This window comes from Martinezella hainanensis (assembly GCF_900094555.1).
GTDB lineage: Bacteria > Pseudomonadota > Alphaproteobacteria > Rhizobiales > Rhizobiaceae > Rhizobium > Rhizobium hainanense.
This window is the reverse complement of record NZ_FMAC01000008.1, coordinates 52168-69784: the sequence shown is the minus strand read 5'-3', so window position 1 is coordinate 69784 and position 17617 is coordinate 52168. Positions and strand designations below refer to the sequence as shown.

Genomic DNA, 17617 nt, shown 5'->3' with positions numbered 1-17617 from the left:
CTCATCCTCACCCTAGCCCTCTCCCCGCATGCGGAGAGAGGGGACGATAGAGTCTCTTGAATGGATCGCTTCGACTACATCATCATCGGTGCCGGCAGTGCCGGATGCGTGTTGGCCAACCGGCTCTCGGCTGACCGCAACAATAGGGTTCTGCTGCTGGAAGCCGGCGGCAACGACAATTATCACTGGATTCATATCCCGGTCGGCTATCTCTATTGCATCAACAATCCCCGCACCGACTGGTGTTTCACCACCTCGCCGGAAGCGGGCCTGAATGGCCGGTCGCTGAATTATCCGCGCGGCAAGGTGCTCGGCGGCTGCTCCTCCATCAACGGCATGATCTACATGCGCGGCCAGGCGCGCGATTATGATCTCTGGCGCCAGCTCGGTTGCGCCGGCTGGGGCTGGGATGATGTACTGCCCTACTTCATCAAGTCCGAGGATCATTATCGCGGCAAGGACGAGATGCACGGCGCCGGCGGCGAATGGCGGGTCGAGAAGGCGCGTGTGCGCTGGGCCGTGCTCGATGCCTTCCAGGCCGCGGCCAGGGAGGCCGGCATCCCCGAAACGGCGGATTTCAATCGCGGCAACAATGAAGGGTCCGGCTATTTCGACGTCAACCAGCGCTCCGGTATTCGCTGGAACACGACGAAAGCCTTCCTGCGCCCGGCGATGAAGCGCGGCAATCTGACTGTTTACACGAAAGCGCAGGTCCGCCGCCTGATCGTCGAGGACGATGCCGTGACCGGCGTCGAATTCCAGCACGACGGCGTGGCGAAACGCGCCTATGCCACTAGGGAGACCGTCCTCTCGGCCGGCTCCATAGGCTCCCCGCATATTCTCGAACTCTCAGGCATCGGCCATGGCGATGTGCTCGGTAAGGCCGGCATCGAGGTAGTGCGCGATGTCCGGTCCGTCGGCGAAAATCTGCAGGATCATCTGCAGCTTCGTCTTGCCTACAAAGTGACCGGCGTTCCCACACTGAACGAGAAGGCGACGAGCCTCATCGGCAAGGCGGCGATCGGCCTCGAATATCTGGTGCGCCGCTCCGGCCCGATGGCGATGGCGCCGAGCCAGCTCGGCATATTCACCCGCTCCGGCCCGGACAAGGAAACGCCGGATCTGCAATATCACGTGCAGCCGGTTTCGCTCGACAAGTTCGGCGACCCCGTCCATCCCTTTCCGGCGATCACGGCCAGCGTCTGCAATCTGCGGCCTGAAAGCCGTGGCTCGGTGCATGTGCGCAGCCCGGATTTCGCCCTGCAGCCGGCCATCAGCCCGAACTACCTTTCGGCTCAGCGTGACCGGGAGATCGCAGTGCGCTCCATTCGCCTGACGCGGCGCATCGTGGCGCAGCCTTCCTTCGCCCGGTTCCATCCAGAGGAATTCAAGCCCGGACCCGCCTATGAAACGGATGCTGATCTGGAGCGCGCCGCCGGCGATATTGGCACGACGATTTTCCATCCGGTCGGCACATGCCGCATGGGTGGCGACGCGCAAAGCGTCGTCGATCCCCGGCTGCGGCTGCGGGCATTGGCACGGCTGCGTATCGCCGACGCCTCCGTCATGCCCTCGATCACATCGGGCAACACCAATTCGCCAACCATCATGATCGCTGAAAAGGCAGCCGAGATGATCCTTGCCGACAACAGATGAATCTCTGAGGATTGATGGCAGCAAGGACAGGAGATTTGCATGGATAGCACGGACGAAGTCATCATCGAGCGGCGCGGATCGGCCGGGATCATCAGGCTCAATCGCCCGAAGGCACTGAACAGCCTGACATTGCCGATGGTGCGGGTGATCGCTCCGGCGCTGGAGGAGTTTGCCGCAGATCCGGCGATCGCAAGCGTCATCGTCATGGGCGAGGGCGAGCGCGGCTTCTGCGCGGGCGGCGATATCCGCCTGCTGCATCGGAGCGGCAAGGAAGGCACCGAAGAAGCCGAAACCTTCTGGCGCGAGGAGTTTCTGCTCAACCATGCCATCTCTCGCTACCCGAAACCCTATGTGGTGCTGATGGATGGCATCACCATGGGCGGCGGCGTCGGCCTCTCGGCCCATGGCAGCCATCGCGTCGTCACCGAGCGCACCCGCCTTGCCATGCCCGAAACAGGCATCGGCTATTTCCCGGATGTCGGCGCCACCTGGCTTTTGCCGCGCGCACCGGGCGAAGCCGGCACCTGGATGGGCCTGACCGGCCAGACCGTCGAGGCGGCTGACGTTATCCATGCAGGTTTCGCCGATCATTGCGTCGCATCCTCCACGTTGCCGGCTCTCATAGATGCGATAGCAGGGCTACCCGCTAATATCTTCGCCGTAGAGGTACATGCCCTCATCAGAACGATGGCGGCGGATGCCGGCGAAAGCCGGCTTGCGACAAACCGCGAAGTGGTCGATCGGGCGTTTTCCGCAGAGACGGTGGAGCAGATTCTAAAGGCATTGGCCGATGAGCCGGGAGAATTTGCCGCCGAAGCCGCCGGCGTGATCGCCAGCCGCTCGCCGACCAGCCTGAAACTGACCCTGCGGCTGCTGAGGGCAGGGAGGGCGAGCGCCAATCTCGCCGAATGCCTCAATCGTGAACTCGGCGCCTGCAAGGGCATATTGTATAATCACGATTTCTACGAAGGCGTGCGTGCCGCTGTCATCGACAAGGATCGCAATCCGAAATGGTCGCCGGCCAGTCTTTCCGAGGTGACCGCCGCCGATATCGACCGCTTCTTCGTGCCGGCGCTGCCGCCGCTTTTTGCGAGCTAGACGGGTTCCGCTCATCACCGAGTTTCTGAACCGCTCTATCTCGCTACTTTAGGCAATTCCGGAATGGAGGGCAGATCTGTCTCTTTTTCCGGAGTTGCTTCAACCGATCATGGGAGGAAAACATCATGACACGGATCGCATTCATCGGCCTCGGCAATATGGGAGGCCCGATGGCCGCCAATCTCGTCAAGGCGGGCCATGCCGTCACCGGGTTCGACCTCTCGCATGATGTGCTGAAGGCAGCCGAAGCGGTGGGCGTGAAAGCCGCCAGCGTGCTGACCGAGGCCCTGGCCGATGCGGAAGTGGTCGTGACCATGCTGCCGAAAGGCCAGCATGTCCTCACCGTCTGGACCGACGTGCTGCGCTCGGTGCCCAAGGGAACACTGCTGATCGACAGCTCCACCATCGACGTCGACAGCGCCCGCAAGGCCCACGCCATGGCAGGCGATGCCGGCTGCCTTTCGCTCGATGCGCCTGTTTCCGGCGGCACGGGTGGTGCCGCGGCGGGAACGCTGACCTTCATGGCCGGCGGCTCCAAGGAGAGCTTTGCGGCCGCCAAGCCGCTGCTCGAAGTGATGGGCAAGAAGATCGTCCATTGCGGCGATGCCGGCGCCGGCCAGGCCGCAAAGATTTGCAACAACATGATCCTCGGCATTTCCATGATCGGCGTCTGCGAGGCCTTCGTGCTCGGCGAAAAGCTCGGCCTCTCGCACCAGGCCCTGTTCGACGTCGCCTCGACCTCGTCTGGCCAGTGCTGGTCGATCAATACCTATTGCCCCGTGCCCGGACCGGTGCCGACCTCGCCGGCCAACAATGACTACAAGCCCGGCTTTGCGGCGGCATTGATGCTCAAGGACTTGCGGCTATCTCAGGAAGCGGCACTCTCCAGCGGTGCATCGACACCTCTGGGTGCGGAAGCGGCACAGCTCTATGCGCTCTTCGAAAAGCTCGGCAACGGCGGCCGCGATTTTTCGGCGATCATCGAGATGTTTCGCGATGCGAAGTGAGGGTGGCCGGAGAGTTGGTCGGGTGCAAGCTTGCCCCTCACCCCGGCCCTCTCCCTGCAGGCGGGGAGAGGGGGAGTTGTGCCCCGTATAGGTTTCAGCGGCTGAGGAGGTGGCGGTTTCACACGATCGTTCCCTCTCCCCGTTCACGGGGAGAGGGCTAGGGTGAGGGGGCAGGCACAAAGAGGCGGCGTCGACGGACGTGCCTGACTTGCCGATCTCAATCGCTGGAACTCACCGCCACATGCCGCGCATGCGCGCCCCGACATCGACCCTTACCTCTCGTGCCCGAATGGCGGCTGCGCTTTCGGCGCGCGCCTGCGGCCAGCCGCAAACCTCGAAGAACTGCAGCAGTGTCGCGGGAATGAAGCGGGTTCGCGAGGCAAAGACATGTTTGTCGCCCTGCGCATGCTGCCCGTGCACGAAGAAGCGTTGCGGGGTGACGAGATCGAGATTGTCCTTTGCCCGCGTCATGGCGACATAGAGCAGTCGGCGCTCTTCCTCGATTTCGGCGGATGATCCGACGGCGAGGTCGGCGGGGATGCAGCCGTCGACGGCGTTGAGGATGAAGACTTTCGTCCATTCCTGCCCCTTGGCGGAATGGATGGTCGAGAGGATCAGGTAGTCCTCATCGAGCAGCGGTACGCCGGCCTGATCGCTGGTGGCGTCAGGCGGATCAAGCGTCAATTCGGTGAGGAAGCGCTCGCGCGAGCCGTAGCCGGCGGCGATCTGCTCGAGCTGGACGAGATCTGCCTGGCGCGTCGCCGCATCCTCATGGGCACGCTCCAGATGCGGCTCGTACCATTGGCGGACCAGACCGATTTCCGCCGGCCAGCCGGCCTTGCCGCTTTTGACCTGCCGCATCGTCTCGACGAAGGCGGTCCAGTCGTCTCCGGTGCGGGGTGGTGGCGGCAGCTCGGTGAGGGCCGTGATCGGGCTTGCCTCTTCGCCGATCTGGTCAAGCACGCGCTGCGCCGTCGAGGGGCCGACGCCGGGCAGAAGCTGCATCAGGCGAAAACCCGCCACGCGGTCGCGCGGGTTTTGGGCGAAGCGCAGCGCCGCCAGCATGTCCTTGACATGGGCGCTGTCGAGAAACTTCAGCCCGCCGAACTTGACGAAGGGAATGTTGCGCCGAGTGAGCTCCACCTCCAGCGGGCCGCTATGGCTCGAGGTGCGGAAGAGTACGGCCTGCTGCTTCAGCCTTGCGCCGCCCTCGCGGTTTTCCAGCACCTGATCGGCGATGTAGCGCGCCTGATCGGCCTCGTCGCGCACAGTCACGAGCCGCGGCCGCTCCGTGCTTTGCCGCTCGGTGCGCAGGTTCTTGGTGAAGCGCTCCGAGGCAAGATCGATCACGGCATTGGCGGCGGCAAGGATCAGCTGTGTCGAGCGATAGTTGCGGTCGAGCGTGACGATATCGGCCGAGGGCGTGAAGGCCTTGGGGAAGTCGAGGATGTTGCGCACGGTCGCCGCGCGGAAGGAATAGATCGACTGCGCATCGTCGCCGACGACCGTCAAGCCTCGGCCATCCGGCTTCAGGGCAAGCAGGATGGAGGACTGCAGCCGGTTGGTGTCCTGATATTCGTCGACCAGCACATGATCGAAGCGGCTGCCGATATCCTCGGCGATCAGCTGCTCCTGCAGCATATGCGCCCAGTAGAGCAGCAGGTCGTCGTAGTCGAGCACGTTCTGCATCTGCTTCGCCTCGACATAAGAAGCGAAAAGATCGCGTAACTGCTGCTCCCACATGGCGCACCAGGGAAAGAAGTCGCGCAGCACGCCGTCGAGCGGCGCTTCGGCATTGACGGAGCGCGAGTAGATCGCAAGGCATGTCGCCTTCGTCGGGAAGCGGTTCTCGGTCTTGGAAAAGCCGAGGTCGTGGCGCGCCAGATTCATCAGGTCGGCGCTGTCTTCCCGGTCGTGGATCGTGAAGGCTGGATCGATGCCGATCTGCTCGGCATAGTCCCTGAGCAGGCGCGCGCCGATACCGTGGAATGTGCCGCTCCAGGCAAGCGCATCGGCGGTGATGCCGGCATTCGCTCCCAGTACCTCGCGGCAGATCCGCTCCACGCGGCGCCCCATTTCGGCGGCGGCGCGACGGGAGAAGGTCATCAGCAGGATGCGGCGTGGATCGGCGCCTCTAACAATTAGATGCGCAACGCGATGAGCGAGCGTATTTGTCTTGCCGGACCCAGCTCCGGCAATGACAAGCAGCGGACCGGCGATATGACTGTCGCCCGCAGTCGTGCCATGCTCCACCGCCAGCCGTTGCTCCGGGTTCAGCTTTTCCAGATAGGCGGCGGTCATCAACTCTCCTGGATGCCTCGGGCAGGGGATGTGAGCGCATAATGCGCGGCGAATCGCAGTTGCGAAACCACATGGACGTTCTATGGATGTTCCGAATCGGTAAAGCCTGTCAAGATTGGTGCGACCCGCACGCAGATGTGACCTTTCCTGCAAGAATCTTATTCGGATTTTGGCGGATGCGGCTCGAAAAGGACTTTCTTCGTGCTTATGTATCGTTTTGGCGCGGCAATTTGAGTTTTTGGAGTTTCGCAGTGCGTAGAGTGAAGGTTTCAGAACATGAACGAAACGATTGCCACTGGCCTGCGTCTGCCTAGCGGGCTGGTGGCTTTGCCAGACGGGCGCCTTGCGCTCGTCGAAATGGATGCCAGTCGCCGTTATCTGAAGCTCTATGATGCGGGCGGCGCGTCCCGAGAAGTTTGCCGGCTTGGCGGCACTCCGAGTGGTATCGCCGTCGATGGCGACGGATGTTTCTGGATAGCCGGCGGACCGGAAGATTCTCTCGTGAGGCTTTCGCCGCAGGGGCGGGTCTTGCAAGTAATAGAGGGCAGCGCGGACGGTCCGTTTCTCCATCCGAACGCTCTCGCCTTCGGGCCGGATGGTCTGCTCTACATGACCGATTCCGGTTTCCGCCTGGCGGATCTGCTGGAAGGCGGCGATATCCATCCCGATTTCTTCAAGGCTGCATATAATGGCTGTGTCTATCAGATCGATCCGGCAGAGGGCCGGGTCATTCGTGTCCTGGCCGCCGGTCTGCTCCTTGCTGGCGGCATCGCATTCGATGCCGGTGGATTGCTCTACTACAGTGAGACGCTGACGGGAAAAATCTATCGGCAGATCGTCGGCGGGCGGCAGGAAATGTTTGCGCGCTCGATGACATCGCCAGCCATAAACGCGCTGCGCGGACCATCCGGTTTGGCCTTTGACCGCAGCGGCATGCTCTATTGCGCCATGTATGGCCTCGGTGAAATCTGTCTGATCGACACCGAGGGCAAGATGGCCGGCCATATCCGCACCGATGGCGCACGGCCAGGAAACATCGCCTTTACCGCCGATGGAAAGCACTTGCTCGTTGCCGAGCAGGAAAAGGGTGTTGTGGAAAAGATAACGGCGCCGCGCCCAGGCCTGCCGTTGCATATGCCGACCATATCCTAAAGCATGTCGCGCAAAAGTGTGCAGCGGTTTTGCGATGACGACATGCGCAAAATCAAAGACCTAAAGCGCGAAAAGCGAATCTGAAAGATCGCGACGCGCTTTGAGTCGCTTTGCGACCCGACGGATCCGCGTCTCGGCGCCTATCTCGCAAAATCGCTATATGCTTTGTTCGGCTGGCGGACATGCCCGGCCTCCGGGCATGTCTTTTTCGAATGTTTACCGCTTATTCGGCTGCAGGAATCTGCTTGTCCTTGCTGGACTTGTCGTCCGCCGACTTCGCATCGTTGGCAGCCGGCTTGGCATGGCGGCGACGCCAGTCGCCGAGGAACAGCAGGATCGGCGCGGCGATGAAGACCGACGAGGCGCCTGCGACGAGGATGCCGAACACCATCGGGATCGCGAAGCTGGAGACGGCGCTGCCGCCCCAGATCGCCATCGGCACCAGCGCCAGGAAGGCGGTGGCGTTGGTGTAGAGGCTTCGCGCCAGGGTCTCGTTGATCGACTTGTCGATGATCTCTCGCAGGGGCATCGACTTGTAGAGCCGCATGTTTTCACGCATGCGGTCATAGACCACGACCTTGTCGTTCACCGAATATCCCACAAGCGTCAGGATCGCGGCGATGGCCGTCAGGTTGAAATCCAGGCCGGTGATCGCAAAGAAGCCGATCGCCTTGGTGACGTCGAGTACCAGAGTGACGATGGCGCCGACCGCGAACGGCCATTCGAACCGCACCCAGATGTAGACGAGCATCGCCAGGCTGGCGATCACGACCGACAGGATGCCGGCCCAGGCAAGCTCACCCGAGACCTTCGGACCGATGACATCGGTGCCCTCGATGGTCGCGCTTGGGTCGATCTTGACGATCTCTGCCTTGAGCTTCGTCACGGCGGCCGTCTGCGCCTCTTCGCCGCCGTCCTGGCGCTGGGCGCGGACAAGAAGGCTGTTGTTGTCGCCGAAGGACTGCAGTGCGATTTCGCCGAGGCCGAGCGTGTTCAGGCCCTCGCGGAACGTCGCCAGGTCGGCCGCATCCTTGGTCTTGACCGACATCTGGATGCCGCCGCGGAAATCGACGCCGTAGTTGAGGCCCGGATGGATGAACAGGACCACCGAGGCGATCGACAGGATCGCCGAGACGGTGATGCCAAAGAAGCGGGCCTTCATGAACTGGATGTGCTTGTCATAGGGGCTGAAGGGAATCAGCGGCCTGATGTTGATCACCTTCAGCTTGCGGCGGCGGGTGATGGCGATCATCACGACGCGCACGAAGGCGACGGAGGTGAACATCGAGATAATGAGGCCGAGACCCATGGTCACGGCAAAGCCGCGAACCGGGCCGGAGCCGAAGTAGAACAGGATGGCGGCGGCGATCAGGGCCGTCATGTTGCCGTCGATAATCGTCGAATAAGCCTTCTTGAAGCCGTTATCGATGGCGGCGAAGGCGCCGCGACCCTTGCGGGTTTCTTCGCGGATGCGCTCGTTGATGAGAACGTTGGCATCAACCGCGAGGCCGATACCGAGGACGACACCGGCGATGCCGGGCAGCGTCAGCGTGGCGCCGACCAGCGTCAGGGCCGAGAAGGTCAGGACCGTGTGGATGAGCAGTGCGACATTCGCGAGGATACCCCAGGCGCCGTAGAGTACGAAGATGAAGGCGGCAACCAGGACGAAGCCGATCAGGCCGCTGTAGATACCCTTCTGGATCGCGTCGCTGCCGAGGTCGGCGCCGACGGTGCGCTCTTCGATGACGGTGAGCTTCGCCGGCAGAGCGCCGGCGCGCAGCAGCGCTGCAAGCGTGGTGGCGCTGTCGGCGGTGAAGTTGCCGGAGATCTGGCCCGAACCGCCGGTGATCGGCTCGCGGATGTTCGGCGCGCTCAGAACCTTGTTGTCGAGGACGATGGCAAAGGGCTTGCCGACGTTTTCGCGGGTGATTTCAGCAAAGCGGTTAGCACCCGCGCTGTCGAAGCGGAAGGTGACGAGCGGCTCATGCGTATTCGGATCGAAGCTGACGCGAGCGTCCGTCAGACGGTCGCCGGACAGTTCGATGCGGTCGAGAACCGGATAGCTGTTGCCCTGCTCGTCCTTGAGGATGGTGACGCCGGGGCCGGGATTGTTCGGATCGACATTGTCGGCGAGCAGGTGGAAGGACATCTTCGCGGTCGAGCCGAGAAGTTCGCGCAGGTGCGACGGGTCCTGTGCACCCGGAAGCTGGACGAGAACGCGGTTCGGTCCGACGCGCTGGATGGTCGGCTCGGCGACGCCCACCTGGTCGACGCGCTTGCGGATGACTTCAAGGCTCTGCTGGACGGCGGAATCGACGTTGGCCGAAATGCCTGCCTGCGAGAAAGACATGGCGATCGTTGCGCCATTCGGCTTGATGGTGAGATCGGACTGGCCGGCCGAGAGACCCGACGTGATCGTGTTGGCCAGCGTCTGCAGCTGCGTCACCGCGTCACCGCTCTGCGAGGCATCGTTGAGCGTCACGACGATCTGGTCGCCGTTGCGGACGACCGAGCGGGTCTGAATGTTCTTGTCGCGCAGCACGCGACGTGCGTCCTGCTGCAGCGATTGCAGCCGGCCGTTCGTCAGGTCCTTCTCGTCGACTTCGAGGACGAGATAGGAGCCGCCGCGAAGGTCGAGGCCGAGAGACACCTGGCTATGCGGCAGCCAGGACGGGATTTTGCTCAGAACCGACGGCGACAGCGCATTCGGCAGAGCGATCAGAAAGCCGATGACGATGATCACTGTATAGAGTGTCACGAGCCATGGTGAGGTACGCATGGGTATTATCCTTGAAAATAGGCTTGTGCCGAGGGTCTGGCCGCAGGCGGACTTGAGATCTGGTCGGAAATGCGGCGCGTCTGCGCCAACCGCTTAGGCGAGCACGCCTGGAGGCGCGCGTGCGAGATAGGCGCGGAAAGCGAGAGATTCGAGCCGCGCTGTATTGTCTGGGTGACTCGGCTGCCAGGGCGTTGCCGGATATCCGAGAGAGGGAAGGGCGGCAAGCGTTGCAGGCCCCATGTCGTGCCATGTGGCCTTGGGTGTCGCCAGACGATCAACGACGACGATGCCGCGCACCGGATCGCGCAGCGAAAGATAGAGCGGCTGGCTGTCCTTGCCCGAGGCGAGTGCGTCCGCATCGGCACGCGTGGCAACATTGATGCCGCCGCCGAGCGCCAGTCCGATATAGGCGAAGAACGCGACGAACAGCGAGGCGATCACGCGCGCTCCGGCGCGGTGCGTCCTGTTGTCTTTATCTTCGCTGTCGGCAGCGCCGAATTCGAACGGGTTCAACGGTCGAAAATGCCTTTATTCCTCTGCCGGCGCGAACGCCGACGGTTCGGTCATGATATCAGCAGGCCTTGCGTCTTCCCACTGCATAATTCCTTAGATCGATGTCGATTTAAGGAATTATGCAGCAGATTAAAAGCACTACGGCGGCCTGTCATGATGCAGTTGTACGAGCCGGTCAACAGTCCCGGCCCGATTTCTTAATTTTCCGTAGCTCCCGTTCCGGCGGCTGACGACTTGGGCGCCAGGCAGGATGCCGGAACGCGATAGGCGTAAAGCGTCTTGCCTTTCATCTCGCCATAGGGAGGCGACCAGCTCTTGATGAGCTCAGCCTGGCCTTCCGGGCACTCGATCGGATCGTTGTCGACGAACAAGACCGGGCCGGTCACACTGGCTGGCAGTGAGAAATCCTGCTCGTAATAGTTTGCCGGGAAGCCGCCGAAATGGCGGGCATAGATGCGGAACGGCTTGCCCTTCAGCGTGTAATAGAGATCGGCGAGGATATCTCGGTCCTGGGCGACGATGTCAGTCAGTTTCGCCTCCGTGGCGATATTGGCGATTTCCTCGCTGATGACGCTGCGGCCGACATAGCGCTTCATGACGAGGTCGCCGTTCGGCAGCTTGATGTCATAGGCAAAGACCGTCAGCACCGGGATCACGAAGGCGACGACGGCGCCGATGATCAGCGAGGTGTTCAGCCCCTTTTTCGTCAGGCGATAGAGCAGCCAGACGGCGAGAATGGTGCCGGCGGCATAGGCCGAGACTGCCCAGTTGGCATAGGCCTTGGCGAGGAAGGCCTGCAGCGTGATCAGCGCCACGACAGGCACCGATAGCCAGAACAGCAGTTTTTCCCGGTCGTCGCTCTGCCCAAGGATGAGCCGCCACGTCGCCCACAAAAGCGCATAGAAGACCACCGGACCGACAACGCCGAACTGCGCGCCGAAGAAGCTGAGCCCGTTGAGTATGTGCTTCAGCAGACTATTGCCGCCGCCGCTCTTGCTCCATTGGGCAATATTTTCGGTGTGCTTTATGGTCGTCGCATCGTGGGTGAGGTTCCACCAGAGATTGGGGGAAACGACGATGGCGCCGACAATGGCGGCAATGGCGACATCCCGCCAGGCGATGCGCGCCGAACGCATCGTCAGCATGGCAATGCCCACACCCGGCAGAAGGAAGAGCACCGAATATTTCGTCAGGAAGGCGATGCCGAGGCTGGCGCCCAAGATGATGGCTTCGAGCGCCGAGGAGCGCTTGGTCAGGCCTACAAAGGCCCAGATGGCGATCGTCACGAACAGGATCTGGATCGTATCGGTCGATACCAGCACGGCCGAGAGCGAGGCGGCCGGCAGGGTGATGAAGATGACGCCGACCCATGGTGCGATCTCGCGTCCGGTCTCGTCGTCAATCAATCGCCGCGTCGTGGACATCAGCATCAGAGCGGTGGCGAGATGGAAGAGCGGCGCCGATATGCGGATCCAGAAGGTCGAGTCCGAACCGGAGATCGCATTGAAGAAGCGGATGACCCAGGCAATCATCGGCGGCTTGGAATAATAGCCGAAATCCAGATTCTGGCCCCAGAACCAATATTGCGCCTCGTCGACGAAGAGATCCGTCCTGTTGAGAAGCAACATGAGGACGCGCCAGAGCGTCACTCCGAAGATGATCGCAAGGGCGAGCCCCAGCGAAAGTTTCTGGGCGTTTGTTCGGGAATGGGTCGTGTCGAGCATTAAAGGATGGGTCTCGGTGCCTGATCGTGAGGCTTAATACGGAACTATTGAGGCCAAAGCTAGCTCCCCGCCATCTGCAAGAATAGCAGCGCTCGCCGTCATGGCCACGAAGTGCCATATGTCCGATTTTGGATCTGAGACGTCCGTTACCGTTTTGCCTAGAGGATGCGAGGGGTAGCTTTGCCGCGCGCCTCTTCGAGGCGGGACAGAAGCATGAAGGCCACAAGCGTCAGGCTGGCCATCAGCGAGGCGGTCAAACCAAGAACAATCATTGCTCTCTCCGTAGCGACATCGAAACTGTCTATCCCTTGGGTAGTAAGGGATGAAGCTTGCTTGTGACTTGCGATCAGCGTCTTTACCGGTCGAAAAAGCATATCTGAAAGTAATACCTAATTTAGGGCGAAATACTGTTGAGTGCGCCTTCTTCCGTCATTAACCTTCGGGCAAGGAATTAACCATAAATATTGAGCCTGAACGTCGGAATGGGAAAATTGTGACTCGTTCTCACCAGGCATGAAGCCGCCCCGTCGTACCGGGTCCGATCCGGTATCCATGTCATCAAACAGGTCCGCAACAGACTTTGATGAACGAGCGAGCTTCGGTGCCTCGATCAGCTGATCGACGGCGACGGCTGCCTTTTCTCGCCTCCTCATTGCGCCTGGCGTGGATCATCAGCGGTTTCGCCGGCGCTTGGATGCCCGGCAGTTCGGCAGGGGCGACTTTGGCGCAGGATACGCCGTCAGATCAGGCAGGCAGGGCGCAGGCTGGCAGCCTTCGCGATCGCTTGCGTTTTGCTGGTCTCGACGCCGGGCAATGCGAAACCCTGCGCCGCAACCGGCCGATGCTCGAGACGCATCTCAAAGCCGGCCTTCGCGACCTTTTCCACCGCCTCCAGACCTTTCCGGACGCTTCCCGAAATTTTTCGAGCGAAAGCCAGTTCGAACGGCTCCAGGATCTGCAGTCCTCGCACTGGGGCGTGCTGACGGATGCGCGCTTCGACAGTCTCTATGCCGAGCGCGTCAAGGTACTCTCCGATAGCGAGAGCAAGATGGGCCTCGATCCGCGCTGGCATGTCGCGGGCCATGGCGTCATGCTGGAGCATCTTCTTTCTGGCCTTCTCGATGAGATGGGCGGCCGCGCCATTCTGCCGGGAGCCAGGCGTCGCGCCCGCGAACTCAGCGAACTCGTGACTGCGGTCGTGCGCCTCGTCATGGTCGATGTCGAGATTGCCGTATCGCTGCGCTTCAACGAATTGCGGGTCGGCCATCAGCGTGCGCTCTCCGAGCAGCGGATTGCCGATCGCGCCGAAGCGGCATCCTTCATCGCCGATCTCGCCAATGGTCTTGCCGATCGCGATCTGACGACCCGGATGACGACCGATTGTCCCGAGGCTTACGTCGAGGTCGCGGAAGCCTTGAATGTGGCGCTTGCCGATATCCAGCAGCAGTTTTCGGCTCTCTCCGGCGGCGTGCTGGCGGCTCAGTCGACGGCCGATGCCATCGCGCGCGCCTCGAAATCCCTTGCGGAGAATTCGTCCGAACAGTCGCGAGGGCTTGCGGCCTCTGCAAAGCAGCTCGCAGAGCTTGCCGAACAGGTACGCGGCAATGCAGCCAATACCCGCTCCGCCGAGCGTGTGACGGCATCGACCCGCGTGGCGGCGGAAGACAGCGGCAGGATCGTTGGCCAGGCGATTTCAGCCATGGCCGATATCGAGACATCGGCCGAAAAGATCGGCCAGATCATCGGCGTCATCGATGAGATTGCATTCCAGACCAACCTTCTCGCGCTGAATGCCGGTATTGAGGCGGCCCGCGCCGGCGACAGCGGCCGCGGTTTTGCCGTCGTCGCGCAGGAGGTTCGCGCGCTTGCGCAACGGTCCGCCGATGCGGCGCGTGAGATCAAGGTGCTGGTGACAGGCACCAAGGCGCAGGTCGACGCCGGCGTCCAGATGGTCGGCCGCACCCAGGATGCGATCGGCAGCATCGTGCGCCAGGTGACGGATATCAACGACGCCATTTCCGGAATTGCGGCGGCGAGCGATGAGCAGGTCGCAGGCCTCAAGACACTGACATCAGATATCGGCGGCTACAGCGAACGTGCGGCTGCCGCCGGGAGCGAGGCCAACCGCTCCGAAGAAGGTGCCGATCACCTGCAGACCGTCGTCGTCGAACTTGGCCGGACCATCCGCGAGTTTCGCATCGAGCGCGAACGGCGTCACGCAGCCTCGGTCAAGGCCGCGCCGCAACGACAGCTTTCGGATCGTGATGAATTCAACCTCGCGCGGGATGAAGCAGACCTGGCCGATTTCGGCTTTCCGCTTCGCAGGACCGCATCGGGAGGCGAGCGCAATGCCTATTGATCTTTCAGTTTCATGCACATGCGGGCCGACCGGTCCGATTTCAGACAACAAGGAATGAAGCGATGCGGAGCAGGAAAGGCGAAAAGACAGTCAGTCTGGCCACGGTGCTGGACCTCAACGAGGCTTCGGCCCTTCGCGGCACGTTGATGGGATTGCGCGGCAGCAATGTCGCGATCGATGCGTCCGGCGTCGAAAGGATCGGGACCTTGTGCGTTCAGGTCATCATGGCCGCCGCCAAGACCTGGGATGAAGACAAGCTCTCCTTCACCTTCTCCAAGGTGTCGGATGCATTTCAAAAAACGATGCAGGTGATCGGGGTGGATATCTCCCATCTGCTTGCCAAGGAGATCCGGCAATGAAGAAAAAAGTGCTGACCGTGGATGATTCACGGACCATTCGAAACATGCTTCTCGTCACTCTCAACAATGCGGGTTTCGAGACCATTCAGGCCGAAGACGGTGTCGAGGGCCTGGAGATCCTGGAAGAAGCCAATCCGGACGTCATCGTCACGGATATCAACATGCCGCGTCTTGACGGCTTCGGCTTCATCGAGGGCGTTCGCCGCAACGACAGATACCGCGCCGTCCCGATCCTCGTTCTGACGACGGAAAGCGATGCGGAAAAGAAGAACCGTGCCCGCCAGGCCGGTGCGACCGGCTGGATCGTCAAGCCGTTCGATCCCGCCAAGCTGATCGATGCCATCGAGCGCGTAACCGCCTAAACAGGATCCACCCCTCATGGATATGAACGAAATCAAAGAGATTTTCTTCCAGGAGTGCGAAGAGCAGCTCGCCGAACTGGAATCCGGTCTCCTGAAAATGAATGACGGAGACCGTGACCCGGAAACCGTCAATGCCGTGTTCCGCGCCGTTCATTCCATCAAGGGTGGGGCAGGTGCCTTCGGTCTGGACGACCTGGTCGCATTCGCCCACGTCTTCGAGACCACGCTTGATTGCGTTCGATCCAACAAGCTGGAGCCGACCCAGGATGTCCTGAAGGTCATGCTCAAGGCCGCCGACGTTCTGGCGGATCTCACCAATGCTGCTCGCGATGGCGGCAGTGTCGATCAGGCCCGCAGCCGCGGCCTGGTCAAGGAACTGGAAGCGCTGGCGAACGGCGAGGTTCCCGCGCCGTCGGTTGCAGTGGTCGCCGAGGCTGCTCCGAAGCCCGTCGCGGCCGCGCCTGCACCAACGGACGACAGCGGTTTCCAGCCGATCCCCTTCAGCTTCGACGACGATTTCGGCTCCGACGAGCCGGCCGGTGCCGGCGTTCCGGAGTATGAAGTCAACTTCAAGCCGCGCTCCGATCTCTATGCCAAGGGCAACGACGCGACGCTGCTGCTGCGAGACCTTTCGCGGCTGGGCGAGATGAGCATCTTCTGCGACATGGACGCACTGCCGGCTCTTCCCGACATCGATCCCGAAGGCGCCTATTTCAAATGGGCAATCTCGATCAAGACGGACAAGGGCGAGGACGCCATTCGCACCGTCTTCGAATTCGCCGAATGGGATTGCGATCTCGATGTCCAGCTGGCCGGAAGCACCGGATCTTCAAGCGGCGAGGAATTGCCGATGGTGCCCGTGCCCTTCGATCTCTCGATCCTCGACGATAACGGCGCCGCCCCGGCTGCCGAAACCGTGGAGGAGACGCCGGCGCTGAAAAACGATGTCGCTGCCGCCGTCGCTGCTGCGGAAACCGCAAGCAACGTCACGCAGCTCGCCTCTGCTGCCGCACGCGTCGAGAAGAAGGAAGCAGCCCTTGCCGCCGCTGCCGCTTCCAACGCCGCCGCTGCACAGAACAGCGCTGCCGCTGCCGCCGCCGGCCAGACCATCCGTGTCGACCTCGACCGCGTCGATCGCCTGATCAACCTCGTCGGCGAGCTCGTCATCAACCAGGCGATGCTCTCGCAGAGCGTCATCGAGAACGACAATAACGGCGCGTCCTCCATCAACATGGGTCTTGAAGAGCTGCAGCAGCTCACCCGCGAGATCCAGGACAGCGTCATGGCGATCCGCGCCCAGCCGGTGAAGCCGGTCTTCCAGCGCATGTCGCGTATCGTCCGCGAAATCGCCGACATGACCGGCAAGTCGATCCGCCTGATCACCGAGGGCGAGAATACCGAAGTCGACAAGACCGTCATCGACAAGCTTGCCGAACCGCTGACGCATATGATCCGCAATGCCGTCGACCACGGCATCGAAACCCCGGAAAAGCGCGCGACGCTCGGCAAGAACCCGGAAGGCACGGTTCGCCTGACGGCAAAGCATCGCTCCGGCCGCATCCTGATCGAGCTTGCCGACGACGGCGCCGGCATCAACCGCGAAAAGGTGCGCCAGAAAGCGATCGACAACGATCTGATCCCGGCCGATGCCAATCTGTCGGACGAGGAAGTCGACAACCTGATCTTCCTGCCGGGCTTCTCGACCGCCGACAAGATTTCGGACATTTCCGGTCGCGGCGTCGGCATGGACGTAGTCAAGCGCTCGATCCAGGCGCTCGGCGGACGTATCAACATCAGCTCTCGTCCGGGACAGGGCTCGGTCTTCACCATGAGCCTGCCGCTGACGCTCGCCGTCCTCGACGGCATGGTGGTCACCGTTGCCGGCCAGACGCTGGTTGTGCCGCTGACGGCGATCGTCGAGACACTGCAGCCCGAGGCTTCCGCCATCCACTCTTTCGGCGCTAACCATCGCCTGATTTCGATCCGCAACAGCTTCTGCCCGCTGGTCGATGTCGGCCGCATCCTGAACTTCCGCGCCACGCAGGCCAATCCGGTCGAAGGCGTCGCGCTGCTGGTGGAATCGGAAGGCGGCGGTCAGCGCGCCCTCATGGTCGACGCCATCCAGGGTCAGCGCCAGGTCGTTATCAAGAGCCTCGAGGCAAACTACACGCACGTCCCGGGCATTGCCGCTGCAACCATCCTCGGCGATGGCCGCGTGGCGCTGATCCTCGATGTCGACGCGGTGGTCGGCGCTTCGCGCGGCCAGTCGCTGAAACCCGAAATGTCTTACGCGGCGGCGGGGTGAGT

Annotated in this window: 12 protein-coding genes; 8 read left to right on the top strand and 4 right to left on the bottom strand. The window is 61.9% G+C overall.

Features of this window, described 5'->3' with window-relative positions; translation table 11 throughout:
• Nucleotides 1-60: 60 nt before the first annotated feature.
• The 3 genes from GA0061100_RS23655 to mmsB all read left to right on the top strand — a co-directional run bounded on the left by GA0061100_RS23655 (nucleotide 61) and on the right by mmsB (nucleotide 3761).
• Nucleotides 61-1656 (top strand): GMC family oxidoreductase, encoded by a 1596-nt coding sequence (locus GA0061100_RS23655; RefSeq protein WP_075855238.1) that lies wholly within the window; start codon nucleotides 61-63, stop codon nucleotides 1654-1656.
• A gap of 39 nt (nucleotides 1657-1695) precedes the next feature.
• The gene (locus GA0061100_RS23650) at nucleotides 1696-2754 is read left to right on the top strand and encodes an enoyl-CoA hydratase/isomerase family protein (protein WP_075855236.1); all 1059 of its coding nucleotides are present in this window, start codon (nucleotides 1696-1698) and stop codon (nucleotides 2752-2754) included.
• Nucleotides 2755-2879: 125 nt separating this feature from the next.
• A complete protein-coding gene (gene mmsB / locus GA0061100_RS23645) occupies nucleotides 2880-3761 on the top strand; it encodes a 3-hydroxyisobutyrate dehydrogenase (RefSeq protein WP_075855235.1) in 882 nt (293 codons plus the stop codon).
• Nucleotides 3762-3992: 231 nt separating this feature from the next.
• Here the strand turns inward: mmsB and GA0061100_RS23640 are convergent, their stop codons facing one another.
• Nucleotides 3993-6062, bottom strand: coding sequence for an ATP-dependent helicase (locus GA0061100_RS23640; RefSeq protein WP_075855234.1), 2070 nt, complete (start codon nucleotides 6060-6062; stop codon nucleotides 3993-3995).
• Nucleotides 6063-6338: 276 nt separating this feature from the next.
• Between GA0061100_RS23640 and GA0061100_RS23635 the strand changes: the two genes are divergently transcribed.
• A complete protein-coding gene (locus GA0061100_RS23635) occupies nucleotides 6339-7214 on the top strand; it encodes an SMP-30/gluconolactonase/LRE family protein (protein WP_075855232.1) in 876 nt (291 codons plus the stop codon).
• 223 nt (nucleotides 7215-7437) lie between these two features.
• Here the strand turns inward: GA0061100_RS23635 and secD are convergent, their stop codons facing one another.
• The 3 genes from secD to GA0061100_RS23620 all read right to left on the bottom strand — a co-directional run bounded on the left by secD (nucleotide 7438) and on the right by GA0061100_RS23620 (nucleotide 12230).
• Entirely contained in the window at nucleotides 7438-9993 is a 2556-nt protein-coding gene (gene secD / locus GA0061100_RS23630) for a protein translocase subunit SecD (RefSeq protein WP_075855231.1), read from the bottom strand.
• 93 nt (nucleotides 9994-10086) lie between these two features.
• Nucleotides 10087-10506 carry a hypothetical protein gene (locus GA0061100_RS23625; RefSeq protein WP_075855229.1) on the bottom strand — a complete coding sequence of 140 codons (420 nt, stop codon included), beginning with the start codon at nucleotides 10504-10506 and terminating at the stop codon, nucleotides 10087-10089.
• Nucleotides 10507-10703: 197 nt separating this feature from the next.
• Nucleotides 10704-12230, bottom strand: a complete 1527-nt coding sequence (locus tag GA0061100_RS23620) for an ArnT family glycosyltransferase (RefSeq protein WP_075855227.1) — start codon at nucleotides 12228-12230, stop codon at nucleotides 10704-10706.
• Nucleotides 12231-12924: 694 nt separating this feature from the next.
• Between GA0061100_RS23620 and GA0061100_RS23615 the strand changes: the two genes are divergently transcribed.
• The 4 genes from GA0061100_RS23615 (at nucleotide 12925) to GA0061100_RS23600 (ending at nucleotide 17615) form a co-directional block, all read left to right on the top strand.
• Nucleotides 12925-14589: a globin-coupled sensor protein gene (locus GA0061100_RS23615; protein WP_244557936.1), complete on the top strand. Its 1665-nt coding sequence runs from the start codon at nucleotides 12925-12927 to the stop codon at nucleotides 14587-14589.
• Between the two features lie 62 nt (nucleotides 14590-14651).
• A complete protein-coding gene (locus tag GA0061100_RS23610) occupies nucleotides 14652-14948 on the top strand; it encodes an STAS domain-containing protein (protein WP_075855226.1) in 297 nt (98 codons plus the stop codon).
• On the top strand, nucleotides 14945-15310 hold the full coding sequence (cheY1, locus tag GA0061100_RS23605) for a chemotaxis response regulator CheY1 (protein WP_004128526.1): 366 nt from the start codon (nucleotides 14945-14947) through the stop codon (nucleotides 15308-15310). Before GA0061100_RS23610 ends, cheY1 begins: the two co-directional genes overlap by 4 nt.
• A gap of 16 nt (nucleotides 15311-15326) precedes the next feature.
• The gene (locus GA0061100_RS23600) at nucleotides 15327-17615 is read left to right on the top strand and encodes a chemotaxis protein CheA (protein WP_075855224.1); all 2289 of its coding nucleotides are present in this window, start codon (nucleotides 15327-15329) and stop codon (nucleotides 17613-17615) included.
• Nucleotides 17616-17617 lie beyond the last annotated feature (2 nt).

What these genes read in the sequence shown, in the direction of transcription:
- GA0061100_RS23655 (WP_075855238.1), top strand. Translation starts at nt 61, where the DNA reads ATGGATCGCTTCGACTACATCATCATCGGTGCCGGCAGTGCCGGATGC.
- GA0061100_RS23650 (WP_075855236.1), top strand. Translation starts at nt 1,696, where the DNA reads ATGGATAGCACGGACGAAGTCATCATCGAGCGGCGCGGATCGGCCGGG.
- mmsB (WP_075855235.1), top strand. Translation starts at nt 2,880, where the DNA reads ATGACACGGATCGCATTCATCGGCCTCGGCAATATGGGAGGCCCGATG.
- GA0061100_RS23640 (WP_075855234.1), bottom strand. Translation starts at nt 6,062, where the DNA reads ATGACCGCCGCCTATCTGGAAAAGCTGAACCCGGAGCAACGGCTGGCG.
- GA0061100_RS23635 (WP_075855232.1), top strand. Translation starts at nt 6,339, where the DNA reads ATGAACGAAACGATTGCCACTGGCCTGCGTCTGCCTAGCGGGCTGGTG.
- secD (WP_075855231.1), bottom strand. Translation starts at nt 9,993, where the DNA reads ATGCGTACCTCACCATGGCTCGTGACACTCTATACAGTGATCATCGTC.
- GA0061100_RS23620 (WP_075855227.1), bottom strand. Translation starts at nt 12,230, where the DNA reads ATGCTCGACACGACCCATTCCCGAACAAACGCCCAGAAACTTTCGCTG.
- GA0061100_RS23615 (WP_244557936.1), top strand. Translation starts at nt 12,925, where the DNA reads ATGCCCGGCAGTTCGGCAGGGGCGACTTTGGCGCAGGATACGCCGTCA.
- GA0061100_RS23610 (WP_075855226.1), top strand. Translation starts at nt 14,652, where the DNA reads ATGCGGAGCAGGAAAGGCGAAAAGACAGTCAGTCTGGCCACGGTGCTG.
- cheY1 (WP_004128526.1), top strand. Translation starts at nt 14,945, where the DNA reads ATGAAGAAAAAAGTGCTGACCGTGGATGATTCACGGACCATTCGAAAC.
- GA0061100_RS23600 (WP_075855224.1), top strand. Translation starts at nt 15,327, where the DNA reads ATGGATATGAACGAAATCAAAGAGATTTTCTTCCAGGAGTGCGAAGAG.